Consider the following 25,858-nt stretch of genomic DNA (forward strand, 5'->3'; position numbering starts at 1 on the left):
TTAGAGCAGCCCGAGCAATTGTAAGTCGGTGGCGTATTTGACGATGATCGGCGCCGAGATGTGCGGGATGTCCGGATCGTTCTTGTCGGGGCCAATTTTGGCTTCTTGCACCGCAGCCCGGAACCGCTCGGCGGGCGCGTAGGAGCCGTTCGGCGGATCCAGGGGCTGCCATTGATGGGAACCGCGCAACAGCAGCATCTGCAGCACCGAATGCCGGCGCTGTCGATTCGGCAGGGCGCGCAGCGCGGTCTCGAACCGCTGTAACCACTCCGCAAAGTCATCGATGCGCTGGATCGGGTAGCCGGCCTCGATCAGCCAGTCCACGTACTCATCGAGCCCGATGCCGTCGTCGTGCGGATTCACCACGTGATAGGTCTGATAGCCCGTTAGAGACGAACTGGCCACTTGGGCGCCCAGCGTGGCGATCGCCTCGGCGACGAATGTGACTGGCAGCCCGTCGAAGTGGGCGCGTTGCCGCTTGCCGTCGGAGTCGAGCTGGTAGAACGACCGGGGCGCGATCCCGGCGGCCACCAGGCTCAACATTCCCCGGGTGAACATGTCCGTCATGTTGAGCTGGCCGGCGTAGGTGGCGTCGGCCAGGATCACGTCGCAGCGGAACACCGCGACGGGCAGCCCGCACAGGTCGTTGGCCTCACGCAGCAGCACCTCGCTGGCCCACTTGCTGTTGCAGCCGTTGGCCAACCGGTCGTCGATTGCGCGGGTGGGGCTGATGACCCGAATGTCGGCATCTTCGGTGAACGCCGACGGCTCGATTTGGTGGCCCACGTTGGCACTCGAAACGTAGGTGTAGAGCTTGAGTTTCGTGGTGAGCGCGATACGGATCAGCTCGGCAGTGCCGACGACGTTGGGCCCGAACAGTGCACTGTAGGGCAGGACGGCGTTGACCACGGCTGCGGGATCGACGATCAGATCGACGGTGTCAGCGAGCCGCTGCCAGGTCTCCTGGTCCAGACCTAGGTTGGCTTCGCCCTTGTCGCCGGCGATGACCTGCAGATGATCGGCGGACAGTTCTCGGAAGCGCTGCAGCACTTGCGGGTCACCGTCGAACTCTCCACCGGCGAAGGTTTTTTCCAACCGTTGCCACGCATCGTCGTCGGACTTGGCCCGCACCAGGCAAATCAGCGTGCCATCGGTCAGCTCGAGCTGCTCGAGCCAGTCCAACACCAGGTGGCGCCCTAGGAAGCCGGTCGCCCCGGTCAACAGGACCGTCCGCACCTCGGTGCTGGGGCCCGGCAGGGTCGGAGCGGCCGCCAGCGTCGCAGCGTCGATGAACTTGTCCAGCGTGAGGTCGGCGGCGTGCACCGCGGTGGTGTCGTGACCGTGCACGGCCACAAAGCGGGGATCGGTGGCCTGGCTGTCCAACTGTTGACTCAAGCCGCTCACGGTCGGCGCGTCGAACAGGGCGCGGACCGTAAGGCTGAGGTCCAAAGATGTGTTGACCGCGGCGATTACGCGTATCGCAGAAAGTGAATCGCCGCCCAGGTCGAAGAATGAGTCGTCGGCTCCGACCCGCTCGAGTCCCAGGACCTGACCGTAGATGCCGGCCAGGATCTCCTCGATGGCGTTGGCCGGCGCGCGGTATTGATTGGCGCCCTGGTAGTCAGGCGCCGGCAGCGCGCGGGTGTCGAGTTTCCCGTTGAGCGTGAGTGGCAGCGCCGACACCACCACGACCGCGGCGGGGACCATGTAGGCCGGTAGCCGGTTGGCCAGCTTCGCGCGCGCGCTGGGCAGGTCCACCGATCCCGGCATCGACTCGATGACGTAGCCCACCAGGCGTTTGTCGCCGGGGCGGTCTTCGCGGGCGATGACCACCGCCTGCTCGACGCCGTCCAGTTCGGCCAGGGCTGCGGAGACTTCACCGAGTTCGATGCGGTACCCGCGAATTTTGACCTGTTCATCGATGCGCCCCACATAGTCCAGCTGCCCATCGCTGCGCCAGCGCACGAGGTCACCGGTGCGATACATCCGGATGCCGGGCGCCCCGGTAGTGCCGAACGGGCAGGCCACAAACCGCGACGCGGTCAACGCCGCTCGGCGCACATAGCCCGCGCCGAGCCCGCGGCCGGCCACATACAACTCACCAACCACCCCGGCGGGCACCGGGTGGAGCCGGTTGTCCAGCACGAACAGCGCCGCCCCTGCGACGGGCGCGCCGATCGGCACCCCGCCCCCAGGCTTCAACGGCGCACTGACCGTCACGCACAGCGTGGTCTCGGTCGGTCCGTAGGCATTGTTCATGACCCGGCCGGGCGCCCACCGGTCGACCAGTTCCGTCTGACAGGGCTCGGCGGCCACGATCAGCGCGGCGGATTCCAAGCCCTCAGGGGAAAGCGCCCCCACCGCAGAGGGGGTCTGATGCACGACATCGACCTTCTCCGCAGCCAGTAAGGCCTGGAAGTCTTCCGGTGCGGCCGCCACCGACTCGGGCACTACCAGCAGCCGTCCACCGTGGAACAGTGCACCCCAGATCTCTTCAATGGAGGCGTCGAAGGCATACGAATACCACTGCGTCCCTACCTGTCCCGGCGCAAGTAGGGCGGTATCCAACGACTCGATCAGTTGGGTGACGTTGTGGTGGGTGACCGCCACACCCTTGGGCGTACCGGTAGTGCCGGAGGTGTAGATGATGTGCGCGATGTCGTCGGGGCGCGGCGCCGGTAGCGCGGTGCTGGGTTGCCCGTCAAGAGCGGGGTCGTTCACGTCGACGACCCGCAGGTCGCACCCGTCGAACAGGTCGCCCAACCGGCTGGTGGTGATCGCGGCGATCGGCGCCGCATCGGCAACCATGAACCCGAGCCGCTCCCGCGGCACCGCCGGATCGATCGGCAGATAGGCCGCCCCGGTCTTGAGCACCGCCAAGATCGCGGTGATCGCCTCGGCGGACCGTGGAAACATCAGCGCCACAGACTCACCCGGGCCAGCGCCCTGCCCGGCCAGCAGATGCGCCAACCGGTTAGCGGACTCGTCAACCTCGCGATAGCTGAGTGAGCGGCCCGCACAGGTCACCGCCACCGCCTCGGGCGTGCGCGCGACTTGGGCGGCCCACAACGCCGGAATCGACACCGGCGTCGGCGCGGGCTGGGTCAACGCCGCTCGGTTGCCGATCTCATCCAGGTGGGCATGCTCACCGGCGTCGAGCACGTCGATCGACGAAAGCCGTTGGGCGGGATCGGCGGTCATGGCCCGCACCACCCGCTGTAGCCGTTCGATCAGCCCCTCGATGCGTTCCGCATCGAACACGTCGGTACGGAATTCCACGCCTCCCCAAATCCCGTCGGGCTCACCGGCCTCGGTCCAGCGTTCCCCCAGGGAAATGGATAGGTCCGTGCGGGCGGTGTGAGTGTCCACCGGCATGGGAGTGACCTGCACGTCTCCCAGGGCCAACCCGGCCGCTGGGCCGTCATGCTGCCAGGCGAAGTTCTGCCAGGCCAATGCCACCTGGATCAGGGGGTGATGGCTCAGGCTTCGGATGGGGTTAAGCCGTTCAACGAGTACCTCAAAGGGCACGTCTTGGTGCTCGTAGGCGGCCAGGCTGCGCTGTCGCACCTGGGCGAGTACCTCGGCGACGGTCGGGTCACCGGCCAGATCGACCCGCAGCACCAAGGCGTTGACGAAGTAGCCCACCAGCTCATCGAGCGCGGGATGGCGGCGACCGGCGATCGGGAACCCGAAGGCCACATCGCTGCTGGCGCTGAACTTGGACAGCAACACGGCCAGGGCGGCCTGAATGACCATGAAGCTGGTCGCGTCGTTTTCGCGGGCCACCCGGGCGACCTGCTGCTGCAACTGCGCCGACCACTCCACCGCGATCCTGGCGCCGCGGTAATCGGCGACCGGCGGGTAGGGCCGATCGGTGGGCAGCACGAGGCGCTCGGGCATCCCGGCCAGGGCGTCCTCCCAATAGGCCAGCTGGGCGGCGATGGGGCTGTCGACGTCGTCGAGATCACCAAGGTGGGCCCGCTGCCACAGCGTGTAGTCGACATACTGCACCGGAAGGTCGGCCCAATCGGGTGCCCGTCCCGCGCATCGGCTGGCATAGGCCATACCCAGATCACGCATCAGCGGGGTGATCGACCAGCCGTCGCCGGCGATGTGGTGCACCGCAGCCACCAGGACATGGTCATCATCGGCGACGCGGAAAAGTGCTGCCCGCAAAGGGATCTCGGCTGTCAGGTCAAAGCTGTGCCGTGCCGCGGCGTCAATGGCCTCGTCCAGCTGGACCGCCGACCATCCGGTGCCGTCGACGATCTGCCAGCCGAAGTTGGCCTGCTCGGCGGGCATCACCAGCTGCTGGGGAACCCCGTCGGCCGCCGTAAACGAGGTGCGCAAGCTCTCATGGCGGCCCACCACATCGCCGATCGCCGCACCCAACGCGTCGCCATCGAGGCGACCGCACAGCCGGAACGCCGCCGCCATGTTGTACGTCGGCGACGGCCCTTGCAGCTGATCCAGGAACCACAATCCGCTCTGGGCAAACGACAACGGAATCACCGAAGGCCGCTCACCGGCCACCAACGGCTGCACCCCACCCGCCTCGGTACCGACATGAGGTGCCAGCTGCGCCACCGTGGGCGCCTCGAAAACCGTCCGCACCGAAAGGCCGGTTCCCAGGCTGGCGTTGATCGCGGCGATCACTCGCATCGCCGACAACGAATCCCCGCCGAGGTCGAAAAACGAATCATCCACTCCGACGCGTTCCGCGCCGAGCACCTGGGCGTAGATCCCGGTCAGGAGTTCTTCGACGGTGCTGGCCGGGGCCCGGTACCTATCGCCATCCTGATACTCCGGTGCCGGCAGCGCACGGGTGTCCAGTTTGCCGTTGATCGTCAGCGGCAGCGCGTCGATCGCCACCACGGCAGCGGGAACCATGTAGGGCGGCAACCGATCCGCCAGTTGGGTGCGCAGCCCGCCGGGGTCGACGGCCCCGACCGTGTAAGCCACCAGGCGCTTATCGCCGGGGTGGTCCTCGCGGACGGTCACCACCGCTTGCTGCACGCCGTCCAACCCGCACAACGCCGCCTGGACATCCCCGAGTTCGATGCGATACCCGCGGATCTTGACCTGCGCATCGGCGCGCCCCACATACCGCAGCTGCCCATCGGCGCCCCACCACATCAGATCCCCCGTGCGGTACATCCGTTGTCCCGCAAAGCTTTCGTCGGAGAACGGGCACGCCACAAATCGAGACGCCGTCAATCCTGGACGGCCGAAATAGCCGTAGGCCGCGCCGGCACCGGCCACGTACAACTCGCCGACCACGCCGGCGGGCACCGGCCGCAACCACCCGTCCAGCACAAAGAAGCCAAGATGGGCCAACGGCCCGCCGATCGGGCTGGCAGTGCTGTCGACATCGACGGGAAGAATTTCCCGGAACGAGGCATGCACCGTCGTCTCGGTGATCCCGTACATGTTGATCAGGCGCGGTTGTTGCGGGTGGTGGTTAAACCACGCCGCAAGCCGCGACGGTTCCAGTGCCTCGCCGCCGAATATCACCGTCTGGAGCTTGAGCTGTTGTCTCAGCTTCGGTTCCAGTGCATCGGCTGCCTGCAACGCATAGAACGCCGACGGGGTCTGGCTTAACACGCTGACCTGTTCGGCGACCAGCAATGCGTGGAACTCTTCGGGTGAGCGCGTGACCGATTCGGGCACGACTACCAGCCGCCCACCGCGCAGCAGTGCCCCCCAGATTTCCCACACCGAGAAGTCGAACGCCAAGGAATGGCTTTGTGTCCATACTTGGCCGGGCGACGGCTTCAGCCCGCCGTCCAGCGCCTCCAGCAGCCGGATCACATTGTGATGAGGCACGGCCACCCCCTTGGGCACGCCAGTAGTGCCCGAGGTGTAGATGAGGTAGGCGATGTCCTCGGCGGTGGGCGCGGCTGGCGCCGTGTCGGATTGGCTGTCGGTAGCAGGGTCGTCGACATCGATGACCACCAGATCGTGCCCATCCAGCCGACCGGCAAATTCGGCTGTGGTCAGCGCTGCGATCGGCGCCGCGTCGGCAACCATGAACTCAATCCGCGCCCGTGGCACCGCCGGGTCGATCGGCACGTAAGCCGCCCCGGTCTTGAGCACCGCCAAGATCGCGATGATCGCCTCGGCGGAGCGGGAAAACATCAGTGCCACCCGCTCGCCCCGGCCCGCGCCATGGGAAACCAACAGGTGCGCTAACCGATTGGCCGCCTCGTCGAGTTCCCGGTACGTCAGTGAACCGCCCTGGGCTGTCAGCGCCACCGCCTCTGGTGCGCGCTCGACGTGTTCGGTGAACAAGCCCGGGATCGACACCGGCGCGGCTGCCGGACCGCCCGATGTCGCCCGGTTGCCCCAATCATCCAGCCGGGCATGCTCAGTGGGGTCCAGCAGATCCAGCGACGACAGCGATCGACCCGGATCGGCGGTCATCGCCATCAACATGCGCTCCAACCGCTGAACTAATTCGCTGGCGTCGCGATCGGAGAACAATTGGCCTGGGCCGGCCATCCTGAGAAAGAGCTGCTCATCGGCCCGGATGAACCACAACTCAAGCTGCTCCTCGAACCCAGAATGGGTCACGACACCCGATCCGGCAGCGTCCGCAAAGTCTGCTACCCGGGTCGTCGGAATGAAATTGACAATGACCCTGTTCGGGGCCTCGTTGGAGTTGCGAAGACCCGCCTTCTTCTCGAGAAAGTGCACCGGGAACCGCTGGTGCTGCACCGCTTCTCGCATGCGCGTGTCGACATGGCGACAAAAATCGGCAACCGCCGAACCCGGTGAAGCCTTCAACACCAGCGGCACTACTCCGGAAACCATTCCGGGCACCGTCTGCGCCGCCGGACGCACACGTCTGCTTACTGGAAAATCGAGCACTACCTCCGTACCCTCAACGTCGCATCCGTGCACCAGCAGCGCGCACGCTGCAGTGATCACCGATGCTCGACGCACTCCCAATGCGGTTGAGAACGTGCGGATCTCGGCCACGACGAACGGGTCTATCTGCGCCAGCGCCGCCGAGTCGCCAGGATCGCGCCTGTCCGCGGCATGCGCCAATTGATGACGTGACCCGCGTTCCTGCGGAAGGTTTGCCGTCCAATAAGCCTGGTCATCAAGATAATCGGTGGACGCTTCATATTCTGCTTCACACTCGATGAGTTCACGCAGCGACCCAAAAATCGCAGGGGGAACGGATTCCCCTGTCGCGATCGCGGAATAGACGGTAGCGATCCGATGACAGACGGCCGCAATGCCCATTCCGTCTATCACGATGTGGTGGCCGCACACGAATAGATACGATTCGTCTACTCGCGTCTGCAACAGCGCAAACCTGAACAGCGGGCCATCGAGCGGCATGGGGGTGCGTTGGATCGATGCCGCTATGCGATGGGCATCGTGGGCGGGGTCCCGCGACTCCAGCAGGTCATAGCGAGCAAGCTCAATGTCCGGGTACTCGACTAGCTGTTGGAAAACTTGCCCATTCACTTCGCAAAAAGCAGCCCTGAGCGGCTCGGCCTCGCTCACCACCTGCCGGACCGCCCGCTCGAGCAAGACAGGGTCGATCGCGCCCTCGAGCCGAACCAGCACGCCCAGCTGCCATTTCGCAGCAAAGCGACCAGTCTGCTGGGCAAGCCAGATGTCCAGTTGCGCCCGAGTCAGCCCCAGCGTTGCGGCGGCCACAGTCATGCGTGGCTGTCCAGGTAGCCTCCGCGCCGAAAGTATTGATCGCCGCGGTGCTCGACGCCGTCCGCGGTTCGAATACGAGTGATCACCAGACCGGTATTGTCGCCCCGATATGCGTTGGGGCCGCAGACAACTGCGCCGCCTTCCTCCTGCACGATCACCCGGCCCGGGGTACCGCCGTACCGCGCCTCGGAAACACGTGCCTCGATGACTTCGATCCGTTCACCGCGGTAATAGGTGAACGCGCGAGGATAGGGGTCGGACAACGCAAGGACGAACCGACCGAGATCTTCGGCGGGCCAGGTCCAGTCGATCAAACTGTCGCGCTCCGAACGCTTGTGGCAGTACGTTCGTTCGGCTTTGTTCTGGGGTCGCCAATCCGCGGTGCCGGATTCCAACCGATCCAGCGCTTCGGCCAGCGCACCAGGAATGAGGTCCATGCCTCGCAGTACCAACTCGGTGCCCGTGTCGGTGGGACGGATCGGTAACGAATGCTGTACCAGGATGTCCCCGGTGTCCAGGCCGTCGTCCATCCGGTGCACGGTCAGCCCGAATTCGGACTCGCCACTAATCAACGCCCACAGGACAGGGGAGAACCCGGTGAACTTCGGCAGCAGCGAATCGTGCAAATTCAGAGTTCCGTGCGGCGGGAGGTCATAGAGCTCGACGGGCATCCGGTAGTACCAGCTGTTGACGACGATCACGTCCGGCTCGCTGCGCTTGACCAAGTCGATGGTCTCGGCGTCAATCCGCTCAGCAAGATGCACCGGGATCCCGTGCTCGCGCGCGAGTTCGTCGACCGGCGCCGACCAGATCGCCTTGTAACACTCTTCGCTCGTCGGATGGGTGACGGCGAGTACGACGTCGTGATCCAGATCGATCAGCGCCTGCAGGGTCTTATAGCCCCAGGCCTGAAAGCCGAAAAACACGATGCGCATCAGCAAGCCCCTAACTCTTCACCGTCAGCCAGGGCTATCCGCGTTCTCGAGCGCCGCCCATCCGCCGAGGAGCTTACGTTAGCCTTGCCTAAGTTTGACGGGGGGGCCAATTTCGGCGGGTTGCGCGTCGTGCACCGCCAGGCCGGCCACGCTCGAGGATCTCGGCTGAGCGGGTGGGCGATGGCACCCGGTGCGTAGCGTGGAGCCAAGATCACACTCGAAGAAGGGAAGAAGGGGGAAGTGCTTTGCCGAATTCCGTTGATAACTCAAGTGATCGCAATTCGGAAACGAGCCGTAACCCGGAAAAAGGCTATATCGCGCTGTTGGGCTGGAGCTTGAACGCCATCGATGCAGTGGATCGCTTCGACCGTCGATATGTCGTGGTCGCGCCGGAATGGGCTGAAGAATACTGTCAGCAACACGGCATCCCCCACATCGCTTGGAACTTCGAGCGGCTGAACGAGCGTTCCATGGAAATCGCCGAGACCCTCAGGGAGCTCGGCGTCGACGTCGCGATCCCGCTCTTCGAAGAGACCGTCGAGTGGGCCGGCGCGATCAACTCGGTGCTGTTAAACAGCCCGCGGCTGCTGGGCCAGTCGATGCTGCTGCGGGATAAGTCGCTGATGAAGCGACGCGCACAGCTCGGCGGGATCCGGGTCGGCATTTTCGAGGAGGCCCACGACCGCGACGATGTCTTCCGTTTCCTAAAACGCGTCAATCAGACCTTGCTGAAACTCGACGGCGATCCCAATGACCCGATCCACTTCAAGGCATTCGACAAGGCCGGATGCCTGGGCCACCGGGTGATCCGGACCCCGGATGACATCGACTCGATCCCGGACGAGGAATTCCCCGCGCTGATGGAATCGCATCTGGACGGCTGGGAATTTGCGGTGGAGGCGTGGGTGCACAACGGCAAGATCCGCTTTTTGAACATCTCCGAATACGTGACGCTGGGATATTCCGTCTTCGTCCCCGCATCGCCCGAGCTGGAACAGTACCGCCCGCAGATCACCCGTCAGATCGAGAAACTGATCAAAACCTTCGACATCGACTTCGGATTCGTCCATCCCGAGTATTTCGTCACCAGCGATGGGGAGATGTACTTCGGTGAGGTCGCGTACCGGCCGCCCGGCTTCAAGGTCTTCGAGTTGCTGGAACGCACGTATGGGTTCAACGGCTACCAGGCGCTGGTGCTGGCGTTCGACCCGAAGGCGACCGAGGAGGAGCTCGAGGAATTCTTTCCGCGTGAGGTCGTGGACGCCAAGGGACACGCAGGATGCTTCGGGGTGTATCCGCGGCGCCGGGTGGTCAGCAACCTCGCGATGCCTGAGGAGACTGAGGACCACGAGTATTTCGAGTCGCACGAGCTCACCGCGCCGCTCGAGGAGACGGTGACCAAGCGCACCGCGTTCGGCACGCATTGGGGTCTGATCTACTTCTTCGGGGAGGACCCGTATGAGATGCGGCGGCTACTGAAGCGGCAAGAAGAGCTCGATTTCTACGTCTGAAGCGGCGGCGGCAGGGACACGAGGAACCTGGTTGAACGCAGTAAACAGCGACGTGAACAGTGACAATGCGGCGTTGAGCAAGCGTCTGGAGACGCTCAGCGATGCAACCCGGGCGTTGGCGGAGGCGGGCGATGTCGGCAAGCCCGCCAAGGTGCGCCGTGTCCTCGACGGCCTGCGGCTGGTGCTACTGCAGCCGGGTGGCTGCGCTGCGGTGCAGGCGCGTGCGGCTGAGTTGGAAGCCGCGGGTCTGTTTCGCGGGACGGACTGGGAGTCCCCGCAGACCCTGCTCCCCGTGCTGAGCACCGGCTCGTTGCGCAGCGAAGTCCAAGACACCGTGGTCTTGGAGGCGGTCAGCCTGCTCCGCCTGCTCGCGGTCGCCCAGGGCGACTATGTGCACCCGCTGATCTCGGCCGAGCAGGCCCGGCATCATCTGTCGCAGGTGATGGCGATCAACCTTTCGCTGCTGTTCACCCCGCCGACCGAGGCGGAACGCGAACTGCAGGGGCGGATGGCGAAAGTGACCCGTGACCTGTTTCGGCATCTGGTCGACGAGATCGGCTACGACAGCGTGCTGGACCGCCTCGTCGACGAGATTTGGCGGGTCCTGCGACAGCGGCCCATCCAGGTTGACCAGATCAAGCAGATGATCACGCAGATCTCGATCGCCCGCAGTGACCCCGACATCGACCTGGGCAACGGCGGTCTGGGCGTGGACCGCCTGATCACCAGCCTGTACGGAACCACCGACGCGTGCCGCGAGGACCCGGGCGCCGAGGTCTACCGCGCCCGGCTGGAGTCGATGGACGAACCCACCCTGCAATACGAGGCAGCCGGCTTCGCGCGCTCGATGCACGATACGGGGCTGGTGTCGCCGTACCACGCGGTGTTGCTGCGTTTCTCGCTGGAGAAGGGGGACTATCTACTCGGCGAGGCGTTGGGCTTGTCGAGCACCGGGCGCGACTGCCTGCTGTGCTACCACGACCTCGTGCACGCCCTGATCGCTGCGGCCGTCCACAACGAAACCGCCCAGTGCATCTACGGGCTGGCGTTGCTGCTCGAGCGCGGCATCCTCTACCAGCCGCCGGTGGCGCCGTCGCTGTGGCGTCAGTTGGCTCTCCCGCTCTCGGCCTACTCGCGCGAAAGGCTGACCCTGGCCTTCGGGCCCGCGCAGGACCCGCACACCTGGCTGTTGGCCGGGACGCTCTCGATGCTCGGGCTGCCGCTGGGTGTCGGCCAGGGCGATAACCCCACGTGCCAATCCGCGCGCGCCCTTTCGATGTGGGCATACAACGATCCGGATTATCTGCTGCAGACCGTCGCGTGGGCAGCCCGCGACGACGAGATCGTCATGCACTTCGAGGGACAGCCGATCTCGTCGCGGGAAGTGGCGGAGGGAGTGGCCTTCACCTCAGCGAAGTTGCCGATCGACTTGGATCCCGTGTCCCTGCTGGTGGTTCCACATCTGGATCGCATCTACGCGGAGATGGGCCGGCGTTGTGTCGGCCGCGACGGTGATCCACACCGCTGGGTCAATCCGGAGTTTCACGGGTGGTGGTCCGGGCGAGGGTTCCGGATCAACGTCGATGTGGCGACCGGCGATCTCGTCGACGTCGACGGATTTCTGCGGCACTTCTACGCCGCCTACCACCCCTTCTACAACGGCAACCAACCACTGATCCACCCGCAGCCGGCCGGTGTCGCGGTGACCGACAGCGCCGCCCGCTTCATCGGATGGCATGCGATCACCGTGCTGCGAGTCAGTCTTGACCCCGAAGAGACGATGCGCGTCTACTTCTACAACCCGAACAACGACAGCGGCCAGGACTGGGGCGACGGCGTTGTGGTCAGCACCGCGGGCAACGGCGAGCGCTTCGGCGAGGCATCCCTGCCGTTCGAGCAGTTCGCCTCGCGGCTCTACATTTTCCATTTCGACCCGCTCGAGCCGGGCGAACGGGCGTCGGTGACCCAGGCCGAACTCGACCGCGTCATTGGATACCTGCAGCGAAGCTGGGGTGTGGGCCGCATGGCCGGGGCCGACGCGATTGGCTGAGGCAGCGGGAGGATCGTCGGGCGGCCGATGGACCGCAGCCGGCGGCTCATGAGAGCATCATGACAGCATCCCTATTGCTGCTATGATGACATCATGCGGACGACCGTGACGCTCGACGCTGATGTTGTCGCTGCGCTGCAGCGCGCAGCACGCGAGCGGGGAACGTCGTTCAAGGCGGTGCTTAATGACGCCGTGCGGCGCGGATTGAGTGGCGAACCGACGCGGCGCCGCTTTCGCACGCCAAGCCGCGACATGGGCCTGCGGGCGGGGTTTGATATCGACAAGGCATTGGCGCTGGCCGGGGCCGACGAAGACGCGGAGACCCTGCGCAAGCTCGCGCTGCGCAAATGAACCTGCTCGATCTGAACATCCTCGTCTATGCGATGGACGAGTCGTCGCCTCGTCACCAGGCGGCACGGGACTGGCTTGATGAAACGCTTTCCGGTTCCGACACCGTCGCATTCGCATGGCATGTCCTCATCGGCTTTGTGCGGCTATCCACCCGCTCGGCGGTGTTTGCCCGGCCGTTGACGGTCGACGAGTCGTTTGACGTGGTCGATCAGTGGCTACAGCAGCCATGCGTGACGGTCCTGCATCCGACCGAGCGTCATGCGAGTGTGCTTCGCGGGTTGCTCGCTCCGCTCGGAGCGGCGGGGAATCTGACGAGCGATGCGCACCTCGCCGCGTTGGCCATCGAATACGGCGCACAAGTGTGTTCCACCGACGTCGACTTCAGTCGGTTCTCCGGTGTGCGGTGGATCGATCCGCTCTCGGCGTAGCCGTCCTGTAGTGCCGCATGTGGGCCGCTGACGCCACGGTCAGCCGGCTGTCGTGCTCGTCGGAAATTGTTGGTCGGTCACCGCCCGCACGACAACGGCGGCACCCTATTAGGCTGGCGCGTGAACCACATCAGCAATCAAGGAGACGAGAGACGTGACGGTCCGGGTAGGCATCAACGGCTTCGGGCGAATCGGGCGCAACTTCTACCGGGCCCTGCTGGGGCAGCAGGCGCAGGGGACCAGCACCGACATCGAGGTGGTGGCCGTCAACGATCTCACCGACAACGCGACGTTGGCGCATCTGCTGAAGTTCGACTCGATTCTGGGCCGACTGCCCTACGACGTCAGCCTCGAAGGTGACGACACCATCGTGATCGGCAACCACAAGATCAAGGCGCTGGAGGTCAAAGAAGGGCCCGCGGCCCTACCGTGGGGCGACCTCGGCGCTGACGTCGTCGTCGAATCTACCGGCATCTTCACCAACGCGGCGAAGGCCAAGGGCCACCTGGAGGCCGGCGCCAAGAAGGTCGTCATCTCCGCGCCGGCCACCGACCCCGACATCACCATCGTCTTGGGCGTCAACGACGACAAGTACGACGGCAGCCAAAACATCATCTCCAACGCGTCGTGCACCACGAACTGCCTTGCGCCGCTGGCCAAGGTGCTCAACGACGAGTTCGGCATCGTCAAAGGCCTGATGACCACGATCCACGCCTACACCGCCGATCAAAACCTACAGGACGGCCCGCACAAAGACCTGCGCCGCGCCCGCGCTGCCGGACTGAACATCGTGCCCACCTCAACCGGCGCCGCCAAGGCCATCGGCCTGGTGATGCCCGAACTCAAGGGCAAGCTCGACGGCTACGCGTTGCGGGTCCCGATCCCCACCGGCTCGGTGACCGACCTCACCGCTGACCTGTCTAAATCGGCCAGCGCCGAAGACATCAACGCCGCGTTCAAAGCCGCCGCCGAAGGCAAGCTCAAGGGCATCCTCAAGTACTACGACGCCCCGATCGTCTCCAGCGACATCGTCACCGACCCGCACAGCTCGATCTTCGATGCCGGGTTGACCAAGGTGATCGAGAGCCAGGCCAAGGTGGTGTCCTGGTACGACAACGAATGGGGTTACTCCAACCGCCTCGTCGACCTCGTGGCCATGGTTGGCAAGTCGCTTTAACCGTGAGCATTAAGACACTCGACGACCTTCTCGCCGAAGGAGTTTCGGGTCGCGGCGTATTGGTTCGCTCCGACCTGAACGTTCCACTCGACGGCGCCGGCGCCATCACCGACCCCGGCCGCATCAGTGCGTCGGTGCCGACACTGAAAGCGCTGACCGACGCCGGCGCCAAGGTGGTGGTGACCGCACATTTGGGCCGGCCCAAAGACGGTCCCGACCCGAAATTGTCGCTGGCGCCGGTCGCTTCGGCGCTCGGCGAGCAACTGGGGCAGCACGTGCAGTTGGCCGGCGACGTCGTCGGCACCGATGCACTGGCCCGCGCCGAGGGGCTGACCGACGGGGATGTACTGCTGCTGGAGAACGTCCGCTTCGACGCGCGCGAAACCAGCAAAGACGACGCGGAGCGGCTCGCGCTGGCCCGGCAGCTGGTCGAACTGGTCGGTGGCCCAGACGGTTCGGCTGGCGCCTATGTCTCCGACGGCTTCGGGGTGGTGCACCGCAAACAGGCCTCGGTCTACGATGTCGCCACGTTGCTGCCGGCCTACGCCGGCAGGCTGGTCGCCGCGGAAGTCGAGGTGCTCGAACAGCTGACCAGCTCCACCCAACGGCCCTACGCGGTGGTGCTCGGCGGCTCGAAGGTCTCGGACAAACTCGGCGTGATCGAAAAGCTGGCCACCAAAGCCGACAGCATCGTCATCGGCGGTGGGATGTGCTTCACTTTCCTTGCCGCACAGGGTCTTTCGGTTGGCTCATCGTTGCTGGAAGCTGAGATGGTCGATACCTGCCGGCGGTTGCTGGACACCTATGCCGACGTGCTGCGCCTGCCCAGGGACATCGTGGTGGCCGAGAAATTCGCCGCCGATTCGCCGCCGGAGGTCGTCGCCTGCGACGAGATTCCGGACGACAAGATGGGCCTGGATATCGGGCCAGGATCGGTGCAGCGCTTCACCAAACTGTTGTCCAACGCCGAGACCATCTTCTGGAACGGCCCCATGGGCGTCTTCGAGTTCCCGGCGTTTGCCGCCGGCACCAAAGGCGTCGCCGAAGCGATCGCCGCCGCAACCGGGAAGGGCGCATTCAGCGTGGTCGGTGGCGGTGACTCCGCGGCCGCGGTGCGGGCGCTGGAGCTGCCCGAGGACGGCTTCTCGCACATTTCCACCGGCGGTGGCGCGTCACTGGAATACCTTGAGGGCAAGACATTGCCCGGCCTAGAAGTACTGAGCAGCTGAGGTAAGGATCCCGATGAGCCGTACGCCGCTGATCGCCGGCAATTGGAAGATGAACCTCAACCACTTCGAAGCGATCGCGCTGGTGCAAAAGATCGCCTTCTCGCTGCCGGACAAGTACTACGACAAGGTCGACGTGACGGTCATTCCGCCGTTCACCGACCTGCGCAGCGTGCAAACCCTGGTCGACGGCGACAAGCTGCGGCTGACCTACGGCGCCCAGGATCTCTCGCGGCACGACTCGGGCGCTTACACCGGCGAAATCAGCGGCGTCTTCCTGGCCAAACTCGGCTGCAGCTACGTCGTCGTCGGTCACTCCGAGCGGCGCACCTACCACAGCGAGGACGACGCACTGGTGGCCGCCAAGACCGCCGCGGCGCTCAAGCACGAACTGACCCCGATCGTGTGCATCGGCGAGCACCTCGAGGTTCGCGAGGCCGGAAACCACGTCAGCCACAACGTCGAGCAGTTGCGCGGCTCGCTGGCCGGGCTCTCCGCCGAACAGATCGGCAAGGTCGTCATCGCCTACGAGCCGGTATGGGCCATCGGCACCGGCAGGGTGGCCAGCGCCGCCGACGCCCAGGAGGTGTGCGCAGCCATCCGCAAAGAACTCGGCGAACTGGCCTCACCGCAGGTCGCCGAGTCGGTGCGGGTGCTCTATGGCGGATCGGCGAACGCCAAGAACATCGGCGACCTCATTGCCTGCGACGACGTGGACGGCGCTCTGGTCGGCGGGGCGTCGCTGGACGGGGAGCAGTTCGCGATCATGTGCGCCATCGCCGCGGGCGGGCCGATTCCGTAACCGGCCTGTGCGGCCGGCCGAACCCAACCCGGTAGGGTAGCGGCCATGGAATTGACCCTGCAGATCATCCTGGTGATCACCAGCGTGCTGGTGGTGCTCCTGGTGCTGCTGCACCGCGCCAAGGGTGGCGGTCTATCGACCCTGTTCGGCGGCGGCGTGCAGTCCAGTCTGTCTGGGTCCACGGTGGTGGAGAAGAACCTCGACAGGTTGACGCTGTTCGTCACCGGGATCTGGCTGGTGTCCATCATCGGAATGGCCCTGATGATCAAGTACCGCTAAGCGGCTGTTCACCTCACCCGGGCGATAGCCCGCTAGCCGTCGCCTTGAGTGCGACTTGAGTCAGGAGAGATCGATTCCCAGCGATACCAAGGTGCCGCCGGCCAAGCTGGCGCGCCTCGTCGAAACCGCACGTCACTACCTCTACCGGCTGCACCAGAAAACCGTTCCGGCGCCGGCAGCAATGAGCGAGATGATCCTCGCCGGTTGGACAGCGCAGGCGATCACGGCGGCTGCCGACCTCGGCGTGGCCGATGCGCTCAGCGATGGACCGCTGCCCATCGACGAGTTGGCTCGCCGCGTCGGCGCCGACCAGGACGCGCTTCATCGGTTGTTGCGCGCCCTGGTTAGTCGCGGCGTTTTCCGTCAGCGTCGCGACGGCCGTTACGCCTTGAGCCCGCTGGGCGAGACGCTGCGGTCCGATGCACCCGTGTCGATGGCAGGAGCCGCGCGCTTCTACGGATCACCTCAGCATCACGAGCACTGGAGCGCGCTGGCCGATTCGGTGCGAACCGGCAAAGCCGCTGTGCCAGTGTTGCGCGGCATGGACTTTTTTGAATACGCCGCTGCCAACCCCGAATACGGCGAAAAGTTCAACCAGGCCATGACCAGCAGCTCGGAGTTGGTGCTGACGCCCGTGGTGGCCGCCTACGACTTCAGCCCGTACTCCACGATCGTCGATGTGGGCGGCGGACACGGCAGGTTGCTGGCCGCAGTCCTGGCCGCCGCACCCACCGCGCGCGGGGTGCTGTTCGATATGCCCGAGGTGGTGGCCAATGCGCCGACCGTGCTGGCGGAACGGAACGTCGCCGACCGCGTCGACGTGGTGGCCGGCTCGTTCTTCGATCGCATCCCCACCGGCGGCGACGCGTACGTGCTCAAACACATCATCCACGATTGGTGCGACGACGACGCGGTACGGATCCTGCGAAACGTCCGCGCGGCCACCGAGAGCTCGGCGAAAGTGCTGCTCGTCGAATTCGTGATACCAACGCACCAGCGGGAATCTCTGGGCAAGTGGGCCGATTTGGAGATGCTGCTGTGCGTGGGCGGTCGCGAACGCACCGAGGCGGAATTCGGTGAGTTGCTCGGCCGGGCCGGATTCCGGCTGACCCGGGTGGTGCAGACCGCCAGCCCCGTCAGTGTCGTCGAGGCTCGGCCCAGCTAAGCGGCTGCTACTGCCGGGCGGTCCGATTCCGCAAACTGTTGAACACACCGCGCACCGCGTGCTCGGTGATCGACAACGGCGACATCACCGTCTCACCCACACTCACGATGTAGTCGATGCGCTCCACGATGGCCTCGACGGGCTCGATGAGCGTGACCAGTCGCCGCGCCAGATCGTCCAGTCCCGCCATCGTGTCCTCGAGATGGTCTAAGCCGCTCCCCAAGCGTTCGACCGTGGCATTCAAGTTCGCCAGCGAACTGTTCAGTTCATTCATGGTGTCGCCCAGACCGGACAGAACGTCTTCGAGTTGCCCCACCGTCACGTCGGCGTTCAACGCTGCCTGTGCGAGGGTTTTGATCCGTTCCCGGGGGGCGCGTTCGCTTTTGTCTGCCATGACGTCATTATGACCTGACCCGGAACCGCGACAGTCCGCGCCGCGTCCGATTAGGTGTGCGGGAAAAACACTGTGACGTTGACGGGCGGCGCCATCTGATGGCCATGCACGGCGCGCGACGTGATGTCATCCGCCGGCTCGAAGCGTATGCGGCCGGGTATGCCGAACGGCAAGCCGAGCACCGACGTTAGCTCGGCACCACAGCTGGAGCCTGGGTCGTGACGACCCCCAAAGTCACGACTCAGGCTTCCTTTTACCCGGAGGCGGGCGAAAGCTTGGAAGCTGCTTCGCTGTCGAGAAACCAGACGGTGTGTTCCCGTCCGATGGCGCCGGCCGCCGGCACCGACACCGGGTCGGCGCCGGCCACAGCGGCGGCCACCGCATCGGCTTTCTCCGCGCCGGACACCATCGTCCAGACCTCGCGCGACTGCTGGACAGCGGGCAGTGTCAAGGTGATACGTTCCGGCGGAGGTTTGGGCGAATCGTCGACGCCGACCACCAGCCGGGTGGTTTCGCGCACCGCGGGTGTGTCGGGAAACAGTGAGTTGATGTGACCCTCGGGTCCCACGCCGAGAAAGTGCACATCGAAATCAGGTGCGGCGCTGCCGGGTTCGGCGTTGGCGGCCAGGACTTGCTCATACGCCAGCGCCGCGGCAGCCAGATCGCTGCCGTATTCGCCGTCGCTGGCCGGCATCGCGTGCACGTTGCGCGCCGGGATGTCGATGCGATCGAGCAACGCGGCTCTGGCCTGCTTCTCGTTGCGCTCGTCGTCGTCGTGGGTCACGTAGCGCTCGTCGCCCCAGAACAGGTGCACCTTGGCCCAGTCGACCCGCTGCTTTTGCGTGTCGAGATAACGCAGCAGCCGGTTACCGTTGCCGCCCCCGGTCAACACGATCAGCGCCCGGCCTCGCGCCGACACGGCTGCTTCGATGACGCCGATCAATCGCTCGCCTGCCGCGGCGACGAGCGCGTCGCTGTCGGGGAAGGTCTCCACAGTGCTGGTCACAAATACTCCACTCGGTCGATACCCTCCAGCGCGGAACAGTAAATCGCGTCGGGGTCCAGTCGTCGCAGATCCTCTGCCAGGCATTCACGGGTTTCCCTGCGCGGCAACGGAACCAACGCGTCCGGTCGGGCGGTGCGGCTCAGTGTCGCCGTCGCCCCCTCCTGTGGCCGGCTCAGCGTCACCGTTTCGGTATTGCGTACCAGTTCCACTTTGAGTTCGCCGACCGCGCGCCGCACCGGCCCGTCGATACGACTGGCCAGCCAGCCCGCCAGCACGTCCAGGGCAGGTTCGGTCCTCAGGCCGGAAATCAGCGCCGACGTGATCGGCTCGTGCGGTGGCTGATCGACAGCCGAGGTGAGCAGCGCACGCCAGTAGGTGATCCGGCTCCACGCCAGGTCGGTGTCGCCGGGGGTATATCCGGGTAGGCGGCTCTTGATCGCCGACAGCGGATCGACCCCGTAGGTCGCGTCGGTGATGCGCCGGATTGCCAACTTGCCCAACGGATCTTGGGCGGGCACCGCGGGCGCGACATCGGGCCACCACGCCACGACCGGGATATCGGGCAGCAGGAACGGCACCACGACACTGGCGGAATGCCCGGACAGCGGACCCGACAGCCACAGCACCACCACCTCGCCGGCGCCGCTGTCACCGCCGACTCGCAACTGGGCATCCAGTCGCGCCTCGGCGGCATCTGCGTCCCCGGTCATCACCACGATCACCCGGCTGGGGTGCTCGTGGCTGGCGGCGTTGGCGGCGTCGATGGATTCTTCGAGCACCGCCTCGCTGTCCGGCGCGATGACCAGCGTCAGGACTCGGCCGAGCGTTACGGCGCCCACCTTCTCGCGCAACTCGTCGAGCTTCTTGTTGATCGCGTTGGTACTGGTATCAGGCAGATCGAGAATCACGGCCGCCGCCATTCCCGGCCGGTTCGGCGCAACATTTCGAATGACGAGGCCGGTCCCCAGGTGCCCGCTTCGTATGGGTCGGGCTTGCCGTGGCTGGCCCAGTTCTCGAGTACCGGATCCAATATTTCCCAGGCCATTTCGACTTCCTCGTTGACTGGGAACAGCGATGGTTCACCGAGCAGCACATCGAGGATCAGCCGTTCATAGGCCTCGGGGGAGTCTTCGGCGAACGCCGAGCCGTAGGAGAAATCCATGTTGACGTCGCGGACCTCCATCGCGCTGCCCGGCACTTTCGAGCCGAACCGCAGCGTGACGCCTTCGTCGGGCTGCACCCGAATCACCAGGGCATTGGCTCCCAATTCATCGGTCATGGTCGCGTCGAACGGTAGATGTGGTGCTCGTTTGAAGACCAGCGCAATTTCAGTAACCCTGCGGCCCAACCGTTTTCCGCTGCGCAGGTAGAACGGCACACCGGCCCACCGGCGGGTGTCGACCTCCAGCGTGATGGCCGCGAATGTCTCGGTAACGGAGTCCTTGGCGAACCCCTCCTCGTCGAGGAGCCCGACCACCTTCTGCCCGCCCTGCCAGCCGGCGGTGTACTGGCCGCGACTGGTGGTCTCGTCCAACGGTTGTGCAAGTTGGGTTGCCGATAGCACCTTGATCTTTTCGGCCTGCAACTCCGACGGCTGAAAACTGACCGGCTCTTCCATCGCGGTCAGGGCCAGCAGCTGCATCAGGTGGTTCTGGATCACGTCGCGGGCCGCGCCGATCCCGTCGTAGTAGCCGGCGCGCCCGCCCAGACCGATGTCCTCGGCCATGGTGATCTGCACGTGATCGACGTAGTGCGCGTTCCAGATCGGGTCGAACAGCTGATTGGCGAATCGCAGGGCCAGGATGTTCTGCACGGTCTCTTTGCCCAGGTAGTGGTCGATGCGAAACACCGACTCCTCCGGGAAGACGCTGTTGACGACCTTGTTGAGATCACAAGCACTGGCCAGGTCGTGGCCGAACGGTTTCTCGATGACGACCCGGCTCCAGCTGCCGTCCTGCGGACGGGCCAGCCCCGCCCGGTCGAGTTGCTCGCATACGGTCGGAAAAGCCTTCGGCGGGATGGCCAGATAAAAGGCATGGTTGCCGCCGGTGCCGCGTTCGGCGTCGAGCTTCTCCAGACACTCGGCCAGCCGGGCGAAAGCGTCCGCATCGTCGAACGTGCCTTGCACGAACCGGATTCCCTCGGAAAGCCGCTCCCAAATCGCGTCGCGGAACGGCGTGCGGGCGTGCTCTTTTACCGCCTCGTAGACGACTTGGCTGAAGTCCTGGTCTGCCCAGTCACGGCGGGCGAAACCGACCAGGGCGAAGGTGGGCGGCAACAACCCGCGGTTGGCCAAGTCGTAGACCGCGGGCACCACCTTCTTGCGGGCCAGATCGCCGGTGACACCGAAGATCACCAACCCGCATGATTCGGCGATCCGGGGCAGCCGCTTATCGCGCTTGTCCCGCAACGGGTTTTGCCATTGCCCGGCGCTGCCCCGGCCGCCGGCCGGGCTCATTTGGTCGCGGACTGCAGCTGGGCTTGCGTCTCCTCCAACAGCTCGGTCCAGGACTTCTCGAACTTCTCCACGCCCTCGTTCTCCAGCACGATGAACACGTCGGTCAAATCCACTCCGACCGCCTCGAGCTTGTCGAACACTTCCTGCGCCGCCGCGGCGGTGCCGGTGACGGTGTCGCCGGTGACCACACCATGGTCGGCGACGGCGTCAATCGTCTTCTCCGGCATGGTGTTCACGGTATGTGGAGCGACAAGTTCGGTGACGTAGAGAGTATCGGCATAGTCGGGGTTTTTGACACCGGTTGAGGCCCACAGCGGTCGTTGCACCCGCGCACCGTCGGCTTTGAGCTGCTCGTAGCTGTCGCCGCCGACGAAGACTTCCTGATACGCGGCATAGGCCAGCCGGGCGTTGGCCACGCCGGCCTGTCCGCGCAGTGCCATCGCCTCATCGGTGCCGATCTTTTCCAGTCGCTTGTCGACCTCGGTGTCCACCCGAGAGACGAAAAAGGATGCCACCGAGTGGATCTTGGAAAGATCGTGGCCGGCCTGTTTAGCTTTCTCCAAGCCCTTCAGGTAGGCGTCCATCACCGCGCGGTGTCGCTCAACGGAGAAAATCAGCGTGACGTTGACCGAAATCCCTTCAGCCAGGGTCGCAGTGATGGCCGGTATGCCTTCCTCGGTGGCCGGGATCTTGATGAACAGGTTGGGCCGGTCGACGGTTTTCCACAGATCGACTGCTTGCTGGATCGTCTTGTCGGCATCGTGCGCAACCCTCGGGTCCACCTCGATCGACACCCGGCCGTCCACCCCGTCAGAGGCCTCCCACTGCGGCCTGAACACATCGCACGCCGTGCGCACATCGTCGGTGGTGACGGTGCGCACGGTAGCGTCGACATCGGCGCCGCGCTCGGCCAGCTCGCTGATTTGGCCGTTGTACGTGTCGCTTTCCGCCAGCGCCTTCTGGAAGATCGTCGGGTTGCTGGTGACCCCGACAACGCTCCTCGTGTCGATGAGCTCTTGTAGGTTGCCGGACTCTAGGCGCTCCCTGGACAAGTCGTCCAGCCATACCGACACGCCCGCGGCGCTCAAGGCGGCGAGGTTGGGATTCTGTGTCATCGCAATACCCTCCTTGTCAGTTGTCCAGCGCTCGTTCGGCGGCGTCCACCACAGCTTCGTGGGTGAAGCCGAACTCACGGAACAAGGTCTTGTAATCCGCCGATTCGCCGTAATGCTCGATCGAAACGACCTCGCCGGTGTCACCGACCAGTTTGTGCCAGCTCTGCGCGATACCGGCCTCGACGGCCACCCGGGCCGACACCGATGGCGGCAGCACACTGTCGCGGTAGTCGTAGGGCTGGGACTCGAACCACTCGACGCAGGGCATTGACACCACCCGCGTCGCAATACCCTTGTCGGCCAGCACCTTCTGCGCCGCCACGACGATCTGAACTTCCGAGCCGGTGGCGATCAGCACCACGTCGGGCTGCTCGCCGCCCGCATCGCCGAGCACGTAACCACCGCGGCCGACACCCTCGAAGCTGGTGCCTTCCAGCACCGGTACCCCCTGGCGGGTCAGGCACAGCCCGACCGGACCGCTGCCGTTGCCGCGCGCCAGGATCGTGCGCCAGGCGTAGGCGGTCTCATTGGCGTCGGCGGGGCGCACCACCGACAGGTTCGGGATGGCGCGTAGCGCCGCCAGGTGCTCGATCGGCTGATGGGTCGGGCCGTCCTCACCCAGCCCGATCGAGTCGTGCGTCCACACATAGATGGTGTCGATGTCCATCAGTGAGGCCAGCCGCACCGCCGGACGCATGTAGTCGGAGAACTGCAGGAATGTGCCGCCGTAGGCGCGGGTCGGGCCGTGCAGCACAATGCCCGACAGGATGGCGCCCATCGCGTGTTCACGGACGCCGAAGTGCAGTGTGCGGCCGTACCAATGCGCGGTGAAGTCTTTGGTCGAAATCGACGGCGGCCCAAAAGAGTCGACGCCGTCCATCGTGGTGTCATTGCTGCCGGCCAGGTCAGCCGAACCGCCCCACAATTCGGGCAGTTTGGGTCCCACCGCAGACAGCACCGCGCCGGAGGCCTTCCGGGTGGCCACTTCCTCGGACCCGGGTTCCCACGACGGGACGTCGGCGTCCCACCCGTCGGGCAGCTGTTCGGCGGTCAGCCGGTCCAGCAGCGCCTTGCGTTCGGGTTCCCGCTCGGCCCAGGCGTCGAATTCCGGCTGCCACTTCTGGTGCGCCTCCTTGCCGCGCTCCACCAGCTTGCGGGTGTGGGCCAGTACCTCGTCGCTGACGTCGAAGTCCTTGTCGGGATCGAATCCGAGAATTTTCTTGGTGGCTGCCACCTCGTCGTCGCCGAGGGCCGATCCGTGCGCCTTCCCGGTGTTCATCTTGTTCGGCGCCGGATAGCCGATGATGGTGCGCAACTCGATGAACGACGGCCGGTCGGTGACCGCCTTCGCGGTGGCGATGGCCTCCTCGATGGCGACCACGTTCTCGCCCCCTTCGACTCGCTGGACATGCCAGCCGTAGGCCTCGTAGCGGGCCGCGGTGTCCTCACACAGCGCGATGTTGGTGTCGTCCTCGATCGAGATCTTGTTGTGGTCGTAGAACACGATGAGGTTGCCCAGCTGTTGGACCGCGGCCAACGACGACGCCTCCGAAGTCACACCCTCTTCGATGTCGCCGTCGGAGGCGATCACATAGATGTGGTGGTCGAACGGGCTGGTCCCCGGCGCGGCATCAGGATCGAACAGGCCACGCTCGTAGCGCGCCGCCATCGCCATTCCGACTGCCGACGCCAAACCCTGGCCCAGCGGGCCGGTGGTGATCTCCACACCCCGGGTATGCCGGAACTCCGGGTGGCCGGGAGTCTTGGATCCCCAGGTGCGCAGCGATTCGAGATCGGACAACTCCAAACCGAAGCCGCCGAGGTAGAGCTGGATGTACAGCGTCAGGCTGCTGTGTCCACAGGACAGGATGAACCGGTCGCGGCCCAACCAGGTGGTGTCGCTCGGGTCGTGGCGCATCGTCCGCTGAAACAGCGTGTACGCCAGCGGAGCCAGGCTCATCGCCGTCCCCGGATGCCCGCTGCCGCACTTTTGCACTGCGTCGGCGGCCAGTACCCGGATGGTGTCGACCGCAGCCGAGTCGATGTCCGTCCAATCATCGGGATGGTACGAACGGGTGAGCGCAGAGATGTCTTCCAATGTGGTCACGACTCAGTCCTCGCGTCGACAAGCGGATTCATTTCCCACCCTAATGCGCCGTGCTCGCGCGTTGCAGGTGGAGATTGCGACATACCACGTCGGGCCGCATGGTAAACGAGCGTCGGTACCGACCCTGCGGTGCAAGTGGATCAGCCCGGCGGTCTACCATCGTCTGTAGTAGAAGCTGCGCGCTGCTGCGAGCCAAGGAGTTATTGCGTGAGTATTCGCGGGCGCGTCGCGCCGAGCAGAGTACGCAGCACGGCGCTCGCATACTTGGCGCTGACCAAGCCGCGGGTCATTGAGTTGCTGCTCGTCACCGCGATACCGGCGATGCTGCTCGCCGATCGCGGCGCGGTGCACCCACTGCTGATCCTCAACACGTTGATCGGCGGGATGCTGGCCGCTGCGGGCGCCAACACGCTCAACTGTGTGGCCGACGCCGACATCGACAAAGTCATGAAGCGCACCGCGCGCCGCCCGTTGGCGCGGGCCACCGTACCGACTCGTCACGCGCTGGTGTTCGGGCTCGCGCTGAGCGTCGGCTCGTTCTTCTGGCTGTGGTGGATGACCAACCTGCTGTCGGGGCTGCTGGCGGTGGCCACGATCGCGTTTTACGTGTTCGTCTACACGTTGTTGCTCAAGCGGCGCACGTCGCAGAACGTGGTGTGGGGCGGGGCGGCGGGCTGCATGCCGGTAATGATCGGTTGGTCAGCGGTTACCGGCACCATCGGTTGGCCGGCGCTGGTGATGTTCGCGATCATCTTCTTCTGGACACCGCCGCACACCTGGGCGCTGGCCATGCGCTACAAGGAGGACTATCAAGCCGCCGGCGTGCCGATGTTGCCGGCGGTGGCGACCGAGCGGCAGGTCACCCGGCAGATCCTGCTCTACACCTGGCTGACGGTGGTCGCGACGCTGGTGCTGGCGCTAGCCGCCGGATGGCTGTACATGGCCGTGGCAGTGCTGGCCGGAGTGTGGTTCCTGGCGATGGCTCATCAGCTGTATGCCGGCGTGTGCCGCGGTGAGCCGGTCAAGCCGCTGCGGCTGTTCTTGCAGTCGAACAATTACCTGGCCGTCGTGTTCTGCGCGTTGGCGCTCGACTCGGCCATCGCTTTACCGACTCTGTTCTAAGCACCTTTAAGCGCGAGCGCGCGTGTCCCCGGGCGACACGCCGAGCGTGTCG

18 protein-coding genes are annotated in these 25,858 nt (G+C 65.2%); 10 read left to right on the plus strand and 8 right to left on the minus strand.

What is annotated here, in order from left to right:
* Entirely contained in the window at positions 1 to 7,680 is a 7,680-nt protein-coding gene (locus tag AC5Y49_RS20255; RefSeq protein WP_499890367.1) for an amino acid adenylation domain-containing protein, read from the minus strand.
* Positions 7,677 to 8,615 (minus strand): methionyl-tRNA formyltransferase, encoded by a 939-nt coding sequence (locus AC5Y49_RS20260; RefSeq protein WP_499890369.1) that lies wholly within the window; start codon positions 8,613 to 8,615, stop codon positions 7,677 to 7,679. The genes AC5Y49_RS20255 and AC5Y49_RS20260 overlap by 4 nt, the downstream gene beginning before the upstream one ends.
* 434 nt (positions 8,616 to 9,049) lie before the next feature.
* Here AC5Y49_RS20260 and AC5Y49_RS20265 point away from each other — a divergent pair, with 434 nt between their 5' ends.
* From AC5Y49_RS20265 to AC5Y49_RS20305, 9 genes are all read left to right on the plus strand, one after another.
* The gene (locus AC5Y49_RS20265) at positions 9,050 to 10,126 is read left to right on the plus strand and encodes an ATP-grasp domain-containing protein (protein ID WP_499890542.1); all 1,077 of its coding nucleotides are present in this window, start codon (positions 9,050 to 9,052) and stop codon (positions 10,124 to 10,126) included.
* 73 nt (positions 10,127 to 10,199) lie between these two features.
* Positions 10,200 to 12,176, plus strand: a complete 1,977-nt coding sequence (locus AC5Y49_RS20270) for a hypothetical protein (protein ID WP_499890371.1) — start codon at positions 10,200 to 10,202, stop codon at positions 12,174 to 12,176.
* 93 nt (positions 12,177 to 12,269) lie between these two features.
* Complete coding sequence (locus tag AC5Y49_RS20275) at positions 12,270 to 12,527, plus strand: ribbon-helix-helix domain-containing protein (protein ID WP_499890373.1); 258 nt, start codon at positions 12,270 to 12,272, stop codon at positions 12,525 to 12,527.
* Positions 12,524 to 12,955 carry a type II toxin-antitoxin system VapC family toxin gene (locus tag AC5Y49_RS20280; RefSeq protein WP_499890377.1) on the plus strand — a complete coding sequence of 144 codons (432 nt, stop codon included), beginning with the start codon at positions 12,524 to 12,526 and terminating at the stop codon, positions 12,953 to 12,955. The genes AC5Y49_RS20275 and AC5Y49_RS20280 overlap by 4 nt, the downstream gene beginning before the upstream one ends.
* A gap of 154 nt (positions 12,956 to 13,109) precedes the next feature.
* Positions 13,110 to 14,132: a type I glyceraldehyde-3-phosphate dehydrogenase gene (gene gap / locus AC5Y49_RS20285; protein ID WP_499890378.1), complete on the plus strand. Its 1,023-nt coding sequence runs from the start codon at positions 13,110 to 13,112 to the stop codon at positions 14,130 to 14,132.
* Positions 14,133 to 14,134: 2 nt separating this feature from the next.
* Positions 14,135 to 15,361: a phosphoglycerate kinase gene (locus AC5Y49_RS20290; protein WP_499890380.1), complete on the plus strand. Its 1,227-nt coding sequence runs from the start codon at positions 14,135 to 14,137 to the stop codon at positions 15,359 to 15,361.
* A 13-nt stretch (positions 15,362 to 15,374) separates the two neighbouring features.
* Complete coding sequence (gene tpiA / locus AC5Y49_RS20295; protein ID WP_499890382.1) at positions 15,375 to 16,160, plus strand: triose-phosphate isomerase; 786 nt, start codon at positions 15,375 to 15,377, stop codon at positions 16,158 to 16,160.
* A 45-nt stretch (positions 16,161 to 16,205) separates the two neighbouring features.
* Positions 16,206 to 16,439, plus strand: a complete 234-nt coding sequence (gene secG / locus AC5Y49_RS20300; protein ID WP_065013756.1) for a preprotein translocase subunit SecG — start codon at positions 16,206 to 16,208, stop codon at positions 16,437 to 16,439.
* Between the two features lie 55 nt (positions 16,440 to 16,494).
* Positions 16,495 to 17,604: a methyltransferase gene (locus AC5Y49_RS20305; protein WP_499890384.1), complete on the plus strand. Its 1,110-nt coding sequence runs from the start codon at positions 16,495 to 16,497 to the stop codon at positions 17,602 to 17,604.
* A 7-nt stretch (positions 17,605 to 17,611) separates the two neighbouring features.
* Here the strand turns inward: AC5Y49_RS20305 and AC5Y49_RS20310 are convergent, their stop codons facing one another.
* From AC5Y49_RS20310 to tkt, 6 genes are all read right to left on the minus strand, one after another.
* A complete protein-coding gene (locus AC5Y49_RS20310; protein WP_499890386.1) occupies positions 17,612 to 17,998 on the minus strand; it encodes an ATPase in 387 nt (128 codons plus the stop codon).
* Positions 17,999 to 18,251: 253 nt separating this feature from the next.
* Positions 18,252 to 19,004: a 6-phosphogluconolactonase gene (pgl, locus tag AC5Y49_RS20315; protein ID WP_499890388.1), complete on the minus strand. Its 753-nt coding sequence runs from the start codon at positions 19,002 to 19,004 to the stop codon at positions 18,252 to 18,254.
* Positions 19,001 to 19,912 (minus strand): glucose-6-phosphate dehydrogenase assembly protein OpcA, encoded by a 912-nt coding sequence (gene opcA, locus AC5Y49_RS20320; RefSeq protein WP_499890389.1) that lies wholly within the window; start codon positions 19,910 to 19,912, stop codon positions 19,001 to 19,003. The genes pgl and opcA overlap by 4 nt, the downstream gene beginning before the upstream one ends.
* Complete coding sequence (zwf, locus tag AC5Y49_RS20325; protein WP_499890391.1) at positions 19,909 to 21,462, minus strand: glucose-6-phosphate dehydrogenase; 1,554 nt, start codon at positions 21,460 to 21,462, stop codon at positions 19,909 to 19,911. Before zwf ends, opcA begins: the two co-directional genes overlap by 4 nt.
* Entirely contained in the window at positions 21,459 to 22,577 is a 1,119-nt protein-coding gene (tal, locus tag AC5Y49_RS20330) for a transaldolase (protein WP_499890394.1), read from the minus strand. Before tal ends, zwf begins: the two co-directional genes overlap by 4 nt.
* Before the next feature lie 16 nt (positions 22,578 to 22,593).
* The gene (tkt, locus tag AC5Y49_RS20335) at positions 22,594 to 24,684 is read right to left on the minus strand and encodes a transketolase (protein WP_499890396.1); all 2,091 of its coding nucleotides are present in this window, start codon (positions 24,682 to 24,684) and stop codon (positions 22,594 to 22,596) included.
* A 207-nt stretch (positions 24,685 to 24,891) separates the two neighbouring features.
* Here tkt and AC5Y49_RS20340 point away from each other — a divergent pair, with 207 nt between their 5' ends.
* The gene (locus tag AC5Y49_RS20340) at positions 24,892 to 25,806 is read left to right on the plus strand and encodes a heme o synthase (protein WP_499890398.1); all 915 of its coding nucleotides are present in this window, start codon (positions 24,892 to 24,894) and stop codon (positions 25,804 to 25,806) included.
* Positions 25,807 to 25,858: the final 52 nt, after the last annotated feature.

Source organism: Mycobacterium sp. NGS62 (assembly GCF_059812285.1).

Coding starts and splice junctions, on each gene's coding strand:
- zwf (WP_499890391.1), bottom strand. CDS start 21,462: ATGAGCCCGGCCGGCGGCCGGGGCAGCGCCGGGCAATGGCAAAACCCG.
- AC5Y49_RS20260 (WP_499890369.1), bottom strand. CDS start 8,615: ATGCGCATCGTGTTTTTCGGCTTTCAGGCCTGGGGCTATAAGACCCTG.
- AC5Y49_RS20280 (WP_499890377.1), top strand. CDS start 12,524: ATGAACCTGCTCGATCTGAACATCCTCGTCTATGCGATGGACGAGTCG.
- secG (WP_065013756.1), top strand. CDS start 16,206: ATGGAATTGACCCTGCAGATCATCCTGGTGATCACCAGCGTGCTGGTG.
- AC5Y49_RS20255 (WP_499890367.1), bottom strand. CDS start 7,680: ATGACTGTGGCCGCCGCAACGCTGGGGCTGACTCGGGCGCAACTGGAC.
- AC5Y49_RS20275 (WP_499890373.1), top strand. CDS start 12,270: ATGCGGACGACCGTGACGCTCGACGCTGATGTTGTCGCTGCGCTGCAG.
- tpiA (WP_499890382.1), top strand. CDS start 15,375: ATGAGCCGTACGCCGCTGATCGCCGGCAATTGGAAGATGAACCTCAAC.
- tal (WP_499890394.1), bottom strand. CDS start 22,577: ATGACACAGAATCCCAACCTCGCCGCCTTGAGCGCCGCGGGCGTGTCG.
- AC5Y49_RS20310 (WP_499890386.1), bottom strand. CDS start 17,998: ATGGCAGACAAAAGCGAACGCGCCCCCCGGGAACGGATCAAAACCCTC.